Consider the following 15,321-nt stretch of genomic DNA (forward strand, 5'->3'; position numbering starts at 1 on the left):
CCTCGAACCGCACGCCGCTGCTGGGGATAGCGCTTCAGGGCGGCTCATTGCATCTCTTCGATATGAATGATTCAAAAAGCGGTGACAGCGCTGCAGGCGCTGTTTCGCCTGTCAATGGAGGCAGTCGCTTGGACACGGGCCTGGTTTGCCTGGTCATGATGGCCAGGCTTCACAACGTGGCCGCCGATCCCGAGCAACTGCGGCACGAGTTCGGGGGCGAGGGCCGGCCTTTGGATGCCAGTGCCCTGCTGCTGGCCGCAAAGAAGCTGGGCCTCAAGGCTCGCCTGATCGATGGGGATCCTGCTCGTTTGACGAAGTTGCCATTGCCTGCGGTGGCACTGATGGTGGGCGAAGAGGGCACCACCGAATTCTGCATCCTCGCGCGGGTGGAGGCATCCCCAAGTGGCGAAGTGAGCGTCCTGATCCAGTCGCCAGTTGTCGGCCGTCCTGAAAAGCTGTCGCTGGCGGCCTTCCAGTCCCGCTGGCGCGGACAGGTGGTGTTGTTCACCTCGCGTGCCTCGCTGGCGGGCGAGATGGCCCGCTTCGATTTCACCTGGTTCATTCCGGCCGTGGTGAAGTACCGCAAGCTGCTGCTGGAGGTTCTTGCGGTTAGCTTTGCGCTGCAGTTGTTCGCGCTGGTGACGCCGCTGTTCTTCCAGGTGGTGATGGACAAGGTGTTGGTGCACCGGGGTTACACCACGCTGGATGTGATCGGCATCGGTTTTCTGGTGGTGGTGATTTTTGAGGTGACGTTGTCGGCGCTGCGCAGTTATGTGTTTGCGCACACAACCAGCCGCATCGACGTGGAACTCGGCGCGCGGCTGTTCAGGCACCTGCTCGGCCTGCCGCTGGCCTATTTCCAGGCGCGGCGCGTGGGGGATTCGGTGGCGCGGGTCCGCGAACTGGAGAACATCCGCGCGTTCCTGACCGGCAACGCGCTGACGGTGGTGCTGGACCTGCTGTTCTCGGTGGTGTTCATCGCCGTCATGGCCTATTACAGCGGCTGGCTGACGCTGATCGTGCTGGTGTCGCTGCCTTGTTATGCCTTGATTTCGGGGTTCTTCACGCCGGTTCTCCGGGCGCGGTTGCACGAGAAGTTCAATCGCGGCGCGGAAAACCAGGCTTTTCTGGTGGAGACGATCAGTGGCATCGACACCGTCAAAAGCATGGCGGTGGAGCCTCAATGGACGCGTCGCTGGGACAATCAGTTGGCGGCCTATGTGTCGTCGAGTTTTCGCACGGCCACCGTCGGCACGTTGGCCAGCAGCGGCGTCACCCTGGTGTCGAAGCTGGTGACGGTGTGCACCCTGTATTTCGGGGCCCGGCTGGTCATCGAGGGGCGCCTCAGTGTGGGGCAACTGATCGCTTTCAACATGCTGGCGGGGCAGGTGGCGCAGCCGGTCACGCGTTTGGCCCAGTTGTGGACGGATTTCCAGCAAACCGGGATTTCGGTGCAGCGGCTGGGGGACATTCTCAATACACGCACCGAGGTGTCGGGGACGAAAAGCGCGCTGCCGCCGGTGGCGGGCAGGGTGTCGCTGGATCAGGTGGTTTTCCGTTACCGCCCCGACGGGCCGGAGATTCTCCGTGGCGTATCGCTGGAACTGCCACCGGGCGAGGTGCTGGGGGTGGTGGGGCGATCCGGGTCCGGTAAGAGCACGTTGACGAAGCTGGTGCAGCGCCTGTACGTGCCGGAGAAAGGCCGTGTGCTGGTCGATGGCGTGGATCTGGCCCTGGCCGACGCCAGTTCGCTGCGCAGGCAGATTGGCGTGGTGCTTCAGGAAAACGTGTTGTTCGCGCGCAGCGTGCGCGAAAACATCGCGCTGGCCGACCCTGGGGCACCGATGGAGCGGGTGATGCAGGCGGCCCGGATGGCGGGTGCACACGAATTTATCCTGGAGCTACCTGAGGGGTACGACACCTTGGTGGGCGAACACGGCTCCACCCTTTCGGGCGGGCAGCGGCAGCGCATTGCGATTGCTCGCGCCTTGATGAGCGATCCGCGCATCCTGATCTTTGATGAGGCTACCAGTGCGCTGGATTACGAGAGCGAGCGGGTGATCCAAGACAACATGCAGGCAATTTGCCAAGGGCGGACAGTGATCGTCGTCGCCCATCGGCTCTCAGCTGTTCGCCATGCCCATCGCATCGTGGTGATGGAGCGTGGGCAGATCATTGAAAGCGGCACGCATGCCGAGCTACTGCAGCAAGAGCAGGGGGCCTATGCCCAGCTCCATCGCTTGCAACAGGGGTGATTTCATGGGAGTGCGTATCCGACTTCAGGCCGCTCATGATTTGTTCAAGCGCTACACAGCGGTGTGGCGGCAGGCTTGGCAATTGCGGCGCGAGATGACGCCTGCTGAAAGGCTGGAGCACGAGGCGGCGTTCTTGCCGGCGGCGCTTGCGCTGCAGGAAACGCCGGTATCGCCTTTGCCCCGGGTGGCGATGTGGTTGCTGGTGATGTTTGCGCTGCTGGCGTTGCTGTGGTCGGTCTGGGGCCGCATCGACGTGGTGGCCACGGCACAAGGCAAATTCATCCCAAACGATCGGACGAAGGTGGTCCAGCCGTTCGAAACCGCGTCGGTCAAGCGGATCCATGTGGCCGATGGGCAGGCCGTGAAGGCCGGTGATTTGCTGGTGGAGCTGGACGGGGAAAGCGCGGGTGCCGATGTGGAGCGCCTGGGGCTGGAACTGGAGGCCGCGTTGCTGCAGGTCTCGCGCGGCGAGGCAATGCTGCAATGGCTTGATGGTCAGGCAGATGCCGTGTTGGCGCGGCCGCCGGAGGTGAGCGAGGCCGCGTACCTGGAAGGGCAGCGCCATTTCGCGGGGCAAGCGGGGGAGTACGCGGCCAAGCGCGCGCGAATCGCGGCTGAAGTGGCGCAACGCGAGGCCGAGCGGCAATCCACCCTGGCAGGGGTTCGCAAGCTGGAACAGACCTTGCCGATCGCGGACCAGCGAGCCCAGAACTACCGGAATCTGGTGGCAAAGAATTTCGTGTCCAAGCATGGCTATCTGGATCGGGAGCAGATTCGCATCGAGCAGCAGGCCGACCTGAACAGCCAACGCAGTCGCGTTCAGGAACTGGAGGCTGCCTTGCAGCAGGCCCGAACGCGCGGACAGGAGTTACAGGCGGAAACCCGGCGCCTGAGCCTGGACAGCATCGATGAAGGGCGGCAGCGCGCTGCGGCGTTGCGCCAGGAGTTCAGAAAGGCCACCGCGCGGCTGGGTTTGATGCGGTTGGTGGCACCAGTCGATGGCACCGTGCAGCAGTTGGCGATCCACACCGAGGGTGGTGTGGTCACGCCAGCCCAGGCGCTGATGGTGATCGTGCCGCACGGTGCGAACCTGGAGGTGGAGGCGTTTCTGGAAAACAAGGACATCGGGTTCGTGCACGAAGGGCAGGAAGCCGAAATCAAGGTGGAGACCTTCCCCTACACGAAACACGGCATGGCGCACGCCGTTGTGAAGTCGGTGTCGCGTGACGCGATCAACGATGAAAAGCGCGGGTTGGTGTATGTGACCCGTTTGCAACTGGTGCGATCCGATATCCGGGCCAATGACCGCTCTGTCGAGTTGGTGCCGGGTATGGCGGTGTCCGTCGAGATCAAAACGGGGTCGCGCCGTGTGATCGAGTATTTCCTGTCGCCACTGATCCGTGGCGCTCAGGAAAGCATGAGGGAGCGGTAATGGACGATGGTTTTCGCCGGGGCATCTCGGCGGTGGGGTTCGACCGGGTCGGACGATGGGGCGGCGTGCTGTGCCTGACGACCGCCTGCATGCTTTCTGGGGGATTTGCGCAGACACATGAAGGCGGAATCAGTCTGGCTTCTTCGCGGTCGCTGGGCAACTCGGCGGTGCCGATTCTGACGCTGGAACAAGCACTGGCGTTGGCCTTGAAAGGTGATGCCACCTATCTCTCTGCTGAGGCCGACTACCGGGTTTCCCGCGAGCGCTTGCCGCAGGCTCGCGCTGCGCTGCGGCCAAACGTCAGTCTCACTGGTGCACTGACCACGTCGGTATCTAGACCGGTAACACAGACTTGGTTGGATGAGCCGTTGGCATTGCAGAGCAGCACTCATACGGTCAGCTCAGGGGCGACCAGTACCAGCCAAACAGCCTCAAGTCGCACTTCGGGAGGCATGTCGGGCCGACTGCCGGTGACTTCGACCAGCGACACCACAGAGTCTTCGACGTTTCAGCGGACGCAGGACGAAACATCCAGTCAGAACGGCCAGGTCAGTGAATGGGAGCAGGTACACAAGCGGGTGAGAGGGACGTCAGCAGAGGTCGGTGTTTCACTGACATGGCCGATCTACCGGCCTGCGCTCTCGCGTGCGGTGGAACAGAGCGCATATCTGGGCGAGCAGGGCCATCTGGGGCTGGCTGCAGCGCGGCAGTCGGTGATCTTGCGTGTGGCCAAGGCCTACTTCGACATCGTGGCAGCCAAGTCGGTTCTTGATGCCTTGGTTGCACAAGAGGCGGCGCTGCGCCAGCAGGTGGATGTGGCAGAGCAGAGTTTCAGCGAGGGGGTGGTCACCATCGCTGACGTTCGCGAAGCCCAGGCGAATCTGGATCTTGTGTTGGCGCAAAAGGTGGTGCAACAGAACAACTGGTCGATCAAGCGTGCCGGCTTGCAGGCGATGGTTGGCCTGCCGGTGGCTGCGGTGCAGTCACTCAAGGACGCCGACGGCGCCATGGTTGGCGAGCTCGGGGCGATGGATCAATGGACCGGCCGAGCTGCCGATCAATCGTACGGAGTTCGGATCCAGCAGTTGGGACTGCTCGCGACCCGCAAGGAACTGGAGAAGCAAGAGGCCGTAGGCAAACCCACATTGGACTTCGTGGCCAATGCGGGCACAAGCCGCATCCGAGAGCGAAGCACGGGGCAGAGCGAAGCCAGCGAAACGTTTGCAGGTAGCACGGGGTCTCAATCTGAGACGCAAACGACGTCGGGGTCGCAAACCGAATCGCAATCGACCACCGATGGACAGTCTCAGACGGCATCGACCACGCAGGACTTGCGGGGCACGACCACATCGAGCAGCGAAGGCCATTCGGACAGCCGGACGTCGAGTTCACGACCGGCCAGTCTCGGGCGTTCAAGCAGCCGGCAATGGGACGCTTATGTCGGCATTCGTCTGAACGTTCCCTTGCTGGATGGTGGATTTGCGCAAAGCAAGATCAGGGAGGCCTTGGCCTTGCAGGACAAGCAGGAGGCCGAATTGCTGCGTGCCCGATCGGATGCTGTGCTGGATGCGCAGACGGCCTACATGGAAGTCAAGGGCTACCAGGCGGAGGTGCTGGCACTGAACGCGGCACAGGTTTCCGGGCTGGTTGCCCTGGAGGCCAATCAGTTGGGGTATGAGGTGGGCCTGAAGACAAATACCGACGTTCTCAACGCTCAGCAGCAGTTGTTTGCGGTCAGGCGCGACATCGTCAAAGCGCGGGTCAATGCGCTGGTTTCATGGCTGCGTCTCAAGGCAAGTGTCGGAGAGTTGGCAGAAGATGACATCGTGCTCGCGGGCAAGCATTTATCGAATTGATGTGCATGCAACGGCTATGAACCGCCCCGAAAATCGTGGCGGCTGGTTGATTTAAGTCAGGCCACCACCATGGAGGCTAATTGCCGGTAGTAGTTTGCCTCGGCCTCTGCAGGCGGTATGCATGGTGCACGAGCGTCGCTGACTGTGGTGCGCACCACCCTGCCACGGCGTATGCCCTGAAAACCCAGGCAGCCGCATCAGCCGCTCGACCGTGCAGCGGGCAATGGCGATGCCTTCGCGGTTGAGCTGCTTCCAGACCTTGCTGTTTCGACCGGCACGATGGTGTCGTCGACAACGGTTGATTTTCCTTTCCGCTGCTAGACTCAATGCTCTCTAGTCTGTTCACAAACGCATTGCTATTGACGGACCCGAGAGGCTATCCAATTCGTCAACGCAGCTCCTTCGGAGACTACTACCCTATGAATAATCGGCACCCCTTCGCCACCCTCGGCCTTAGCCTCGGTCTTTGCCTGCCCGCAGGCGTTTTCGCGGCCACCGTGTCCCCGGATGATGTCAAAGCTTTGCCCATCGGAACTTCCTTTGTGGGGATCCCCTCGGGGGAGTTTGTCAAGGGTACGCCCATCCCACAGAACAAAGGTAGCGAAGTCGAACTGCTGCGCACGGCCGACGGCTTCACGTACATCCATGCCAATGAAGGGCGTGGCGGCTCTGAGGCACAGAAGGTGGCGTGCAACAACATCACCCGGTCCGGCGGCAAGGGCAATGCGAACATCAATTGCGAACTGCCCGGTGGCAAGCAGATTCGTTTTGAGTGGCTGGATCTTGATAAGGTCAAGTACGAGTACTGGTTCAGCATGAAGGACAAAGCCGGACAGACGCAGAACAAGCCCGGGCAGGCGTCCGTCACGCTGGTCAAGAAGGAGCCGGTTCGCACGGGCAAAGTCATTCCGCCCGGTGTCTACACCGTGGACTTCGATGCCGAACTCAAGTGGGCTCCGGTCACCTACCTCCTGGAAGCCAACGGCAAATTTTTCGAACGGGGTGACAAGCTCCGTCAAGGCACGTGGCAGGAGATTGATGGAGATTTCTGTCACATCGACAGTGAAGTTCATTGCTACAAGCTGCTGCCGAGGGCTGCTGGCGACAAGGCATTCAAGCTTCAGTACAAGAGCGCCAACGGCAGCAACTCCTACGGCGCCACCTGGACACCGAACTGATCCTGTATTGGCGGGGCGGATTCCCGGATGCCAATGACACCGCCTGTCACATGACGGGCGGTGCCCCCGGGCAGATAGATTCCCAGTGCACCCTCCGCTGGCGAGCGACGGCCTCGAAAGAGCCATTGGCTGCAGCCTGTGCGGTCACTTTGTCCGCCGTCTCTGTTCCATGGGATCGGTGCCCTGGATCACACAGTTGGGAGCTGGTGAGCGTCGTCTCGTGACTGGCGGGCCTGTGCCAGCGTAACGTTGGGGCACTGCCCTAAAGGCATCAGCTTTTCTTTGCCCAGATAACGGTGCTTCCACCGCCACAGCTTGGACCCAATGGGGTTGACCAACAGACACAGGCCCGCTCCATCACGGAGTTTAGTGGGCTTGGGGCCGGGTTTGGTTTGTCGAATGGCCGTTTCAACCAGCGGTACGGCGGACTTTTCGGGGCGGGGGAGCACGATACCCCCAGGTCCCCGCCTCAGTACCCCCAAAAATACCCCCGCGCATGACTGGCTGTCAATGAACCAACGTGGACGATCCTGGAAAGAAAAAAGCCCGCTTCCTAGGGGATAACGGGCTTTTTTGTGTGTCTCTTGGACTCTGGTGGAGGTCCTTGGACTGATCTGTGGCGGAGAGGGCGGGATTCGAACCCGCGGTGGGGATTAGCCCACACACGCTTTCCAGGCGTGCGACTTAAACCGCTCATCCACCTCTCCGCGAAGCCTGCGATTGTAGCAGGCTTGCGGGCTGTTTCCGGGATCAGGCGCCGGCTTTGCCGGTGTTGACCATCTTCATGGCCGACGCAATGAGGGCGGAAACCTCGGTCATGTTGCCGGGCACGATGAGGGTGGTGGTTGCGTCGGCAGCCACTTTGCCGTAGGCGTCCACGGCACGCTCGGCCACTTTCAGCTGCACCGCCTGTTCGCCGCCAGGTTGCCGGATGGCGGCGGCGATGCGTTCGATCGCGCCGGCCGTGGCGTCGGCCACGGAGGTGATGGCAGCGGCCTCACCCTGCGCGTTGTTGATCTGGGCCTGTTTTTCGCCCTCCGACTTGGCGATGAAGGCCGCACGCGCGCCTTCGGCCAGGTTGATCTGTTCCTGGCGCTTGCCTTCGGAGGCGGCGATCAGGGCGCGCTTTTCGCGTTCGGCAGTGATCTGGGCCTGCATGGCGCGCAGGATTTCGGCCGGCGGGGTGAGGTCCTTGATCTCGTAGCGCAGCACTTTCACGCCCCAGTTGAGCGCGGCCTCGTCGATGGCCGACACCACGCTGGCGTTGATCATGTCGCGCTCTTCGAAGGTCTTGTCGAGTTCCAGCTTGCCGATGACCGAGCGCAGCGAGGTCTGCGCCAGCTGGGTCACGGCCATGATGTAGTTGGACGAGCCGTAGCTGGCCCGCATGGGGTCGGTCACCTGGAAGTACAGGATGCCGTCCACCTGCAGCTGGGTGTTGTCGCGTGTGATGCAGACCTGGCTGGGCACGTCCAGCGGGATTTCCTTGAGGCTGTGCTTGTAGGCCACCCTGTCGATGAAGGGCACCAGGATGTTCAGGCCCGGTGCCAGGGTGGCTTGGTACTTGCCCAGGCGCTCGACGACCCAGGCCGTCTGCTGCGGAACGACCTTGACGGCGCGGGTGATGAAGATGGCGGCTGCGACGAGCAGCAGGATGGCGATTTCCATGGATTCCTCTCTGGGTAGCGGGTTTCAGGCCTTGTCGACCAGCAGGCGGTTGCCCACAAGTTCGGCCACGCGGTAGTTGCCGGGCACGGGAGCCTGGCCGGGGCGCAGCATCACGCCCCACTGGGCTCCCCGGTATTTGACGCTGGCCGTGCCGTCCGGGTGCCATTGTTCGATGTGCACGATTTCGCCCACATCGAGGTTGACGCTGCGCAGGCTGCGCGGCGACGGATCGCCCGGGCGGCGCTTGCGAGCGAAGTACCCGCCGAGCACCGCGGCCAGACCGACGATGGCAGCGACCACGACCTGGCTGGTCTGGCCGGCACCGAGGTGGGCAGCGACGGCACCCGCCGCGGCACCGATGGCGAGCATGAGCAGGTAAAAGGTGCCGGTGAGCAGTTCCAGCACCACCAGCCCGCCCGCCAGCAGCCACCAGAGTGTTGAGTCGGCCATGGTTCCTCTCCTGTTTGAATGATGTTGTGAAGGCACGGCTGCGGGCCCGGTGCCCAGTCTGACGACATTCTGCAACGGATCGCTGCCGGTTCCTGCGCCGTGTCACGGGTTTTCCGTACACTTCGCGGCTTCCTTGGATCCCAATTTTGCGCGCGGCGACAGTGCCAGTTCGGAGAACGCCATGAAATTCCGCTTTCCCATCGTCATCATCGATGAGGACTTCCGCTCGGAGAACACCTCCGGCCTCGGCATCCGTGCGTTGGCGCAGGCCATCGAATCGGAAGGTTTTGAAGTGGTCGGCGTGACCAGCTACGGCGACCTGAGCCAGTTCGCCCAGCAGCAGAGCCGCGCCAGCGCGTTCATCCTGTCGATCGACGATGAGGAGTTCAGCCAGGGGCCGGACCTGGACCCGGCGGTGCTGAACCTGCGCACCTTCATCGAAGAAGTGCGGCGCAAGAATGCCGAGGTGCCGATCTACATCTACGGCGAGACCAAGACCAGCCGCCACCTGCCCAACGACATCCTGCGCGAGCTGCACGGCTTCATCCACATGTTCGAGGACACGCCGGAGTTCGTGGCGCGCCACATCATTCGGGAAGCCAAGAGCTACCTCGAAGGCATCCAGCCGCCGTTTTTCAAGGCGCTGCTCGACTACGCGGAAGACGGCTCCTACTCCTGGCACTGCCCGGGCCATTCGGGCGGTGTGGCCTTCCTCAAGAGCCCGGTGGGCCAGATGTTCCACCAGTTCTTCGGCGAGAACATGCTGCGCGCCGACGTCTGCAACGCGGTGGAGGAGCTGGGCCAACTGCTCGACCACAACGGCGCCATCGGCGCCAGCGAACGCAACGCGGCGCGCATCTTCAATGCCGACCACTGCTATTTCGTGACCAACGGCACCAGCACCAGCAACAAGATGGTCTGGCACCACACGGTGGCGCCAGGCGATGTGGTGGTGGTGGACCGCAACTGCCACAAGTCCATCTTGCACAGCATCATCATGACGGGCGCGGTGCCGGTGTTTCTCAAGCCCACGCGCAACCACTACGGCATCATCGGCCCGATCCCGCAGAGCGAATTCGAGATCGAGGCGATCCAGGCCAAGATCCGCGCGAACCCGCTGCTGGCCGGTGTTGACGCCGAGAAGGTCAAGCCGCGCATCCTGACGCTGACACAGTCCACCTACGACGGCGTGCTCTACAACACCGAAACCATCAAGCACATGCTCGACGGTTACGTGGAGAACCTGCACTTCGACGAGGCGTGGCTGCCGCACGCGGCGTTTCACCCGTTCTATGGCACCTACCACGCCATGGGCAAGAAGCGCGCGCGGCCGCAGCAGTCGGTGGTGTACGCCACGCAGTCGATCCACAAACTGCTGGCCGGCATCAGCCAGGCCAGCCATGTGCTGGTGCAGGACTCGCAGAACACCAAGCTGGACCGGCACCTGTTCAACGAGTCCTATCTGATGCACACCAGCACCAGCCCGCAGTACAGCATCATCGCGAGCTGCGACGTGGCCGCCGCCATGATGGAGCCGCCCGGCGGCACGGCGCTGGTGGAAGAAAGCATTGCCGAGGCGCTGGATTTCCGCCGCGCCATGCGCAAGGTGGAAGCCGAATTCGGCACCGGTGAATGGTGGTTCCAGGTCTGGGGCCCTGATGAACTGGCCGAAGAGGGCGTGGGGCAGGCCACCGACTGGGTGCTCAACCGCGGCAAGGACGACACCGCCACCGAGGAAGATTGGCACGGCTTCGGCGACATGGCGCCGGGGTTCAACATGCTGGACCCGATCAAGGCCACCATCGTCACGCCGGGCCTGAACCTCAAGGGCGACTTCGCGGCCACCGGTATCCCCGCCAGCATCGTGACCAAGTTCCTGGCCGAACACGGTGTGGTGGTGGAGAAGACGGGCCTGTACAGCTTCTTCATCATGTTCACCATCGGCATCACCAAGGGCCGCTGGAACACGCTGCTGACGGCGCTGCAGCAGTTCAAGGACGACTACGCCAAGAACCAGCCGATGTGGCGCATCATGCCGGAGTTCTGCGCCAAGCACCCGCGCTACGAGCGCATGGGCCTGCGCGATCTGTGCCAGCACGTGCACCAGCTCTACGCCAAGTACGACGTGGCCCGTCTGACCACCGACATGTACCTGAGCGACCTGACGCCAGCCATGAAGCCCAGCGACGCGTTTGCCCACATCGCCCATCGCACCACCGAGCGTGTGGCGATCGACGAGCTGGAAGGCCGGATCACCACGAGTCTGGTCACGCCGTACCCGCCGGGCATTCCGCTGCTGATTCCGGGCGAGGTGTTCAACAAGAAGATCGTCGACTACCTCAAGTTCAACCGCGAGTTCGCGCGCGAATGCCCGGGTTTCGAAACCGACATCCACGGCCTGGTGCAGGAAGTGGCGGCCGACGGCACCATTCGTTACTTTGCCGACTGTGTGAAAAAGGGGTAACCTGCTCCCGTACGGATTCACTCACCGACAAGGAGACCGGATGTTCCCTGAATACCGCGACCTGATCACCCAGATCAAGGGGCACGATCACCACTTCACCCGCTTGTTCGACAAGCACAACGCGCTGGATCAGGAGATCAAGAACAAGGAAGCCCACATCGAGCCGGGCACCCAGTTGGAGATCGAGCGGCTCAAGAAGGAAAAGCTGGCGATCAAGGACCAGATTTACCAGCACCTCAAGCAGGTCAGCGCGAACGCCTGACCGGGCTGCGCCTTCGGCGGTTCAACGGGCCGTTTCGGCGGCTTCAGGCTGGTAGTTGGGCCGCTCGCGGACAAAGCTGGCAAAACGCGGCAGGCCGCTGCCGTGCAGCCCGCGAAAGCGGTAAGTCACCCAGGTGCCGATGGCCGGCGGCTCGCGGCGCTGGGTATCGGTGAAGCCGCTGCCGAGGCGAAAGCGGCGTCCGTCCGGCGTGCGCACCAGCAGGGCGCCCATCTGCCCGGTGTATTTGCCCTGGCCGGGCAGGTGTTCCAGCACCTGCGCTTCGGCGTCGTCGTGCGTTTTCAGTTTGAGCAGGTCGTCGCTGCGCAAGCCTCGGTAGGGCGCATCGCCCCGGTGCAGCATCAGGCCCTCGGCCCCTTCGAGCACGGCCCGGTCGAGCCGGGCCATCAGGTCGGCTCGGTTGCGCACGCGGGTCTGCGGCACGGCTTCCAGCCAGGGCTGCCCGGCGCGGGCGATCAGCGTCTGGCTGTGCGCCAGGCGCTCGTCGAACACGCCGGGGTGGTCTGGCAGGTCGAACACCATGAATCGGATGCGGCGCCAGGCGTCATCGTCGGGCGTCTGCCGCCGCACAGTCGACAGCGCCCACTCGAACTGTCCGCGCCCAGCCCAGAGTTCGCCATCCATCGCCTCGGTGGGCCAGCCAGCGGTGAACCAGGCGGGTGCCTGGATCGCCTCGCCGCCACGGGTGATGAGCTGGCGGCCGTTCCAGTACCCACGCACGCCGTCGTATTTTTCGCTGACCCAGTAGGCGCTGATGTCGATGCTCGGGTGGTAAACGTTGGCCAGCATGAGGGCCGGCCGGGTGGGGGCGGTGCCGTCGGTGGCCTGGGCGTGACCAGGGGTCGAGAGCGTCAGGCTGGCCAGGCAGGCCAGCAGCAGGACCAGAGCACGGCGGCGGATCATCGGACCCTGCGCACCGTGCTCAGAGCACGCCTTCGCTGTCGCGGCTCATGCCGCCGGTCTGGCTGAAGCCGCCGTCCACGTAGGTGATTTCGGCCGTCACGCCCGAGGCCAGGTCCGACAGCAGAAACGCCGCCACGTTGCCCACTTCTTCGATGGTCACATTGCGCCGGATTGGCGAGGCGGCAGCGACCACCGCCAGCAACTTGCCGAAGTCCTTGATGCCGCTGGCGGCCAGGGTCTTGATCGGGCCGGCGCTGATGCCGTTGACACGCATGCCCCGTGGCCCGAGCGACTCCGCCAGGTAGCGCACCGACGCTTCAAGGCTGGCTTTGGCCAGGCCCATGGTGTTGTAGTACGGAATGGCCCGCATGGCGCCCAGGTAACTGAGTGTGAGCAGCGATGCGCGTTCATTCAGGTAGGGCAGGGCCGCCTTGGCCATCGCCGGGAAGCTGTAGGCGCTGATGCTGTGCGCTACCTGGAAGGCTTCGCGCGAGAGGCCCTCGAGAAAATCGCCCGCGATGGCTTCGCGCGGGGCAAAGCCGATGCTGTGCACAAACCCGTCGAACCGCGGCCAGACCTGACCGAGTTCGCTGAACAGCCGTTCGATCTGCGCATCGTCCGACACGTCGCACTCGAAAACCAGCGACGAATCGCATTCGGCCGCGAACTCGGTGATGCGGTCGCGGAAGCGTTCCCCCACGTAACTGAAAGCCAGCTCGGCCCCTTGCGCATGGCAGGCCTTGGCGATGCCGTAGGCGATGGAGCGGTTGGACAGCACGCCCGTGATCAGCAGTCTTTTTCCTTGAAGAAAGCCCATTGCGGAGGTTCCTCTGGTGATTTCGGCCAGAATTGTCGCATGCGATTTTTGTGTCTGAAGCGACCCTTGGCCCGCCTGGCAGCCCGTCTCCGGGCGCTGGCCGGCGTGGTGATCGCCGCAGGGGTCACCTGTGGCGCAGTCCCAGCACTGGCGGCGTCTGCCTATGCGCTCTGGGGGCAGCCCAAATACCCGCCGGGCTTTGCGCATTTCGATTACGTCAATCCCGACGCTCCCAAAGGCGGTGAACTGCGGCTGGTGAGCAATCTGCGGGTGTCGACCTTCGACAAATACAACCCGTTCACGCTGCGCGGGACGGCGCCGGCCTACCTGTCGTCGCTGATGTTCGACACGCTGCTGACTGGCTCGCTCGACGAAACCGGCTCGGGCTATGGCCTGCTGGCCGAAGACGTGGTGGTGGCGCCCGATCGCCTGTCGGCCACCTTCCGCCTGCGGCCGGAGGCGCGTTTCCACGATGGCCGGCCGGTGCTGGCCGCCGACGTGAAGCACAGCTACGACACGCTGATGGGCCCGCACACGTCGCCCGCCTACAAGACGCTGCTGGCCGATGTGGCCGGCATGGACGTGCTGGGCGATCGCACCGTGCGCTACCGCTTCCGCCTGCCCAACCGCGAGCTGCCGCTCATCGTGGGGGGGCTGCCGGTATTCAGCCGCGCCTGGGGCGCCGGCAAGCCGTTCGACCAGGTGGTGATGGACACGCCGATCGGCAGCGGCCCCTACAAAATCGGCACGGTGCGCTTCGGCAAGGACATCACCTATGTGCGCGATCCGAATTACTGGGCGCGCGATCTGCCGGTGCGCCGCGGCACCGCCAACTTCGACCGCATCACCGTCAAGATCTACAAGGACAACACGGCGCGCCTGGAAGCGCTCAAGGCCGGCGAGTTCGACCTGATGCGTTTTTTTTCAGCCGGTGACTGGGCCCGGCGCGTCAACGGCAAGCGCTTCGACACCGGTGAACTGGTCAAGGCCGAATTTCGCCACAGCCTGCCCACGGGCTTCCAGAGTTATGTGCTCAACACGCGGCGCCAGCCGCTGGACGACATCCGCGTGCGCGAGGCGCTGGGCCTGGCGATGGACTACGAGTGGATGAACCGCCAGATGTTCTACGGCGCCTACCAGCGCGTGCAGGGCCTGTTCGGCAACACCGCCTGTGCGGCGCAGGGCGCGCCGGACGCCGACCAGCTGGCGCTGCTGACACCGTGGAAGGCCCGGTTGCCCCCAGCGGTTTTCGGGCCAGCCTACCAGGCCCCCCGCACCGATGGAGACCGCTCCTTGCGCGACAACCTGCGCCAGGCGCAGGCCCTGCTGAAGTCGGCAGGCTGGCAGTACCGCGACGGCGCGCTGCGCGACGCCCAGGGCCAGCCGATGGTGCTGGAGTATCTGGACAGCGCCGAGACCGGTGCCCGCGTGGTCACCCCGTGGATCCGCAACCTGGAAAAGCTGGGGATTCGCCTGCGCTTTCGGCCCGTGGATTTCGCGCTGTACCAGGAGCGTCTGCGGAAATTCGACTTTGACATCATCTCCATCGCCTACGGTGGCACGCACAACCCCGGCGCGGAATACGCTGACCTGTTTGGCAGCCAGGCGGCCAGGACCGACGATTCGGGCAACTTCGCCGGCGTCAGCAGCCCCGCCGTGGACGCGCTGATCGCCCGCCTGGGCAGCGCATCGACCCAGCCCGATTTTCTGGCCGCCTGCCGAGCACTGGACCGCGTGATCTCGCACAGCCACGTGCTGATCCCGCAGTGGTCGGCCAGCACGCACCGCATGGTCTACAACGCCTGGCGGCTCGCGCATCCGGCGCAGATGCCGCCCTACGCCACGGGTGAGGACTGGGCCATCGACACCTGGTGGTCACGGTGACCACCCCCATCGCTTGCTCGCTGCGCGCAGCCACTCCGCCCCTCAAGGGGCAGCGCTGGCGGCCCGGTAAAGCCGGTTCCGCGGCGTTCTGGACGGCTTCCATTCGCGCCGGATCACCCCGCTTCGGCCTCTGA

12 protein-coding genes, 1 tRNA gene and 1 pseudogene are annotated in these 15,321 nt (G+C 63.7%); 7 read left to right on the plus strand and 7 right to left on the minus strand.

Annotated features, from left to right (window positions below; translation table 11 throughout):
• Nucleotides 1-62 precede the first annotated feature (62 nt).
• From QQK43_RS04000 to QQK43_RS04010, 3 genes are read left to right on the plus strand one after another with little or no spacing between them, the layout of a single operon-like run.
• On the plus strand, nt 63-2,255 hold the full coding sequence (locus tag QQK43_RS04000) for a type I secretion system permease/ATPase (RefSeq protein ID WP_284306780.1): 2,193 nt from the start codon (nt 63-65) through the stop codon (nt 2,253-2,255).
• 4 nt (nt 2,256-2,259) lie between these two features.
• Nucleotides 2,260-3,687 carry an HlyD family type I secretion periplasmic adaptor subunit gene (locus QQK43_RS04005; protein ID WP_284306781.1) on the plus strand — a complete coding sequence of 476 codons (1,428 nt, stop codon included), beginning with the start codon at nt 2,260-2,262 and terminating at the stop codon, nt 3,685-3,687.
• Nucleotides 3,687-5,543: a TolC family protein gene (locus QQK43_RS04010; protein WP_284306782.1), complete on the plus strand. Its 1,857-nt coding sequence runs from the start codon at nt 3,687-3,689 to the stop codon at nt 5,541-5,543. The genes QQK43_RS04005 and QQK43_RS04010 overlap by 1 nt, the downstream gene beginning before the upstream one ends.
• A 119-nt stretch (nt 5,544-5,662) precedes the next feature.
• On the opposite strand, the pseudogene QQK43_RS04015 reads toward QQK43_RS04010, so the two are convergent.
• A pseudogene (locus QQK43_RS04015) lies at nt 5,663-5,804 on the minus strand (IS3 family transposase); the annotation flags it as partial.
• Between the two features lie 158 nt (nt 5,805-5,962).
• Between QQK43_RS04015 and QQK43_RS04020 the strand changes: the two are divergent.
• Nucleotides 5,963-6,721, plus strand: coding sequence for a hypothetical protein (locus tag QQK43_RS04020; RefSeq protein WP_284306783.1), 759 nt, complete (start codon nt 5,963-5,965; stop codon nt 6,719-6,721).
• Nucleotides 6,722-6,909: 188 nt separating this feature from the next.
• On the opposite strand, the gene QQK43_RS23450 is transcribed toward QQK43_RS04020, so the two are convergent.
• From QQK43_RS23450 to QQK43_RS04035, 4 genes are all read right to left on the minus strand, one after another.
• Nucleotides 6,910-7,170: an Arm DNA-binding domain-containing protein gene (locus QQK43_RS23450; protein ID WP_370465214.1), complete on the minus strand. Its 261-nt coding sequence runs from the start codon at nt 7,168-7,170 to the stop codon at nt 6,910-6,912.
• Between the two features lie 168 nt (nt 7,171-7,338).
• Nucleotides 7,339-7,428: transfer RNA gene (locus QQK43_RS04025), tRNA-Ser, on the minus strand.
• Between the two features lie 43 nt (nt 7,429-7,471).
• On the minus strand, nt 7,472-8,389 hold the full coding sequence (locus QQK43_RS04030) for an SPFH domain-containing protein (protein WP_284306784.1): 918 nt from the start codon (nt 8,387-8,389) through the stop codon (nt 7,472-7,474).
• Nucleotides 8,390-8,413: 24 nt separating this feature from the next.
• Nucleotides 8,414-8,839: an NfeD family protein gene (locus tag QQK43_RS04035; RefSeq protein WP_234265855.1), complete on the minus strand. Its 426-nt coding sequence runs from the start codon at nt 8,837-8,839 to the stop codon at nt 8,414-8,416.
• Nucleotides 8,840-9,020: 181 nt separating this feature from the next.
• On the opposite strand from QQK43_RS04035, the gene QQK43_RS04040 reads away from it, so the two are divergent.
• Nucleotides 9,021-11,303 carry an arginine/lysine/ornithine decarboxylase gene (locus QQK43_RS04040; RefSeq protein WP_234265854.1) on the plus strand — a complete coding sequence of 761 codons (2,283 nt, stop codon included), beginning with the start codon at nt 9,021-9,023 and terminating at the stop codon, nt 11,301-11,303.
• A 40-nt stretch (nt 11,304-11,343) separates the two neighbouring features.
• Nucleotides 11,344-11,565 carry an HP1242/YdcH family protein gene (locus tag QQK43_RS04045; protein ID WP_234265853.1) on the plus strand — a complete coding sequence of 74 codons (222 nt, stop codon included), beginning with the start codon at nt 11,344-11,346 and terminating at the stop codon, nt 11,563-11,565.
• Between the two features lie 21 nt (nt 11,566-11,586).
• Here the strand turns inward: QQK43_RS04045 and QQK43_RS04050 are convergent, their stop codons facing one another.
• Together QQK43_RS04050 and fabI are read right to left on the minus strand one after the other, a co-directional pair.
• Nucleotides 11,587-12,486 (minus strand): DNA ligase, encoded by a 900-nt coding sequence (locus QQK43_RS04050; protein WP_284306785.1) that lies wholly within the window; start codon nt 12,484-12,486, stop codon nt 11,587-11,589.
• Between the two features lie 19 nt (nt 12,487-12,505).
• Nucleotides 12,506-13,303, minus strand: coding sequence for an enoyl-ACP reductase FabI (gene fabI / locus QQK43_RS04055; protein WP_234265851.1), 798 nt, complete (start codon nt 13,301-13,303; stop codon nt 12,506-12,508).
• A 39-nt stretch (nt 13,304-13,342) separates the two neighbouring features.
• Between fabI and QQK43_RS04060 the strand changes: the two genes are divergently transcribed.
• Nucleotides 13,343-15,187, plus strand: coding sequence for an extracellular solute-binding protein (locus QQK43_RS04060; RefSeq protein ID WP_284306786.1), 1,845 nt, complete (start codon nt 13,343-13,345; stop codon nt 15,185-15,187).
• Nucleotides 15,188-15,321: the final 134 nt, after the last annotated feature.

Source organism: Hydrogenophaga electricum (assembly GCF_030160815.1).
Lineage (GTDB): Bacteria > Pseudomonadota > Gammaproteobacteria > Burkholderiales > Burkholderiaceae_C > Hydrogenophaga > Hydrogenophaga electricum.

Excerpts from the sequence above, each read along its gene's own strand:
- QQK43_RS04000 (WP_284306780.1), top strand. The coding sequence starts at position 63 with ATGAATGATTCAAAAAGCGGTGACAGCGCTGCAGGCGCTGTTTCGCCT.
- QQK43_RS04005 (WP_284306781.1), top strand. The coding sequence starts at position 2,260 with ATGGGAGTGCGTATCCGACTTCAGGCCGCTCATGATTTGTTCAAGCGC.
- QQK43_RS04010 (WP_284306782.1), top strand. The coding sequence starts at position 3,687 with ATGGACGATGGTTTTCGCCGGGGCATCTCGGCGGTGGGGTTCGACCGG.
- QQK43_RS04020 (WP_284306783.1), top strand. The coding sequence starts at position 5,963 with ATGAATAATCGGCACCCCTTCGCCACCCTCGGCCTTAGCCTCGGTCTT.
- QQK43_RS04030 (WP_284306784.1), bottom strand. The coding sequence starts at position 8,389 with ATGGAAATCGCCATCCTGCTGCTCGTCGCAGCCGCCATCTTCATCACC.
- QQK43_RS04035 (WP_234265855.1), bottom strand. The coding sequence starts at position 8,839 with ATGGCCGACTCAACACTCTGGTGGCTGCTGGCGGGCGGGCTGGTGGTG.
- QQK43_RS04040 (WP_234265854.1), top strand. The coding sequence starts at position 9,021 with ATGAAATTCCGCTTTCCCATCGTCATCATCGATGAGGACTTCCGCTCG.
- QQK43_RS04045 (WP_234265853.1), top strand. The coding sequence starts at position 11,344 with ATGTTCCCTGAATACCGCGACCTGATCACCCAGATCAAGGGGCACGAT.
- QQK43_RS04050 (WP_284306785.1), bottom strand. The coding sequence starts at position 12,486 with ATGATCCGCCGCCGTGCTCTGGTCCTGCTGCTGGCCTGCCTGGCCAGC.
- fabI (WP_234265851.1), bottom strand. The coding sequence starts at position 13,303 with ATGGGCTTTCTTCAAGGAAAAAGACTGCTGATCACGGGCGTGCTGTCC.
- QQK43_RS04060 (WP_284306786.1), top strand. The coding sequence starts at position 13,343 with ATGCGATTTTTGTGTCTGAAGCGACCCTTGGCCCGCCTGGCAGCCCGT.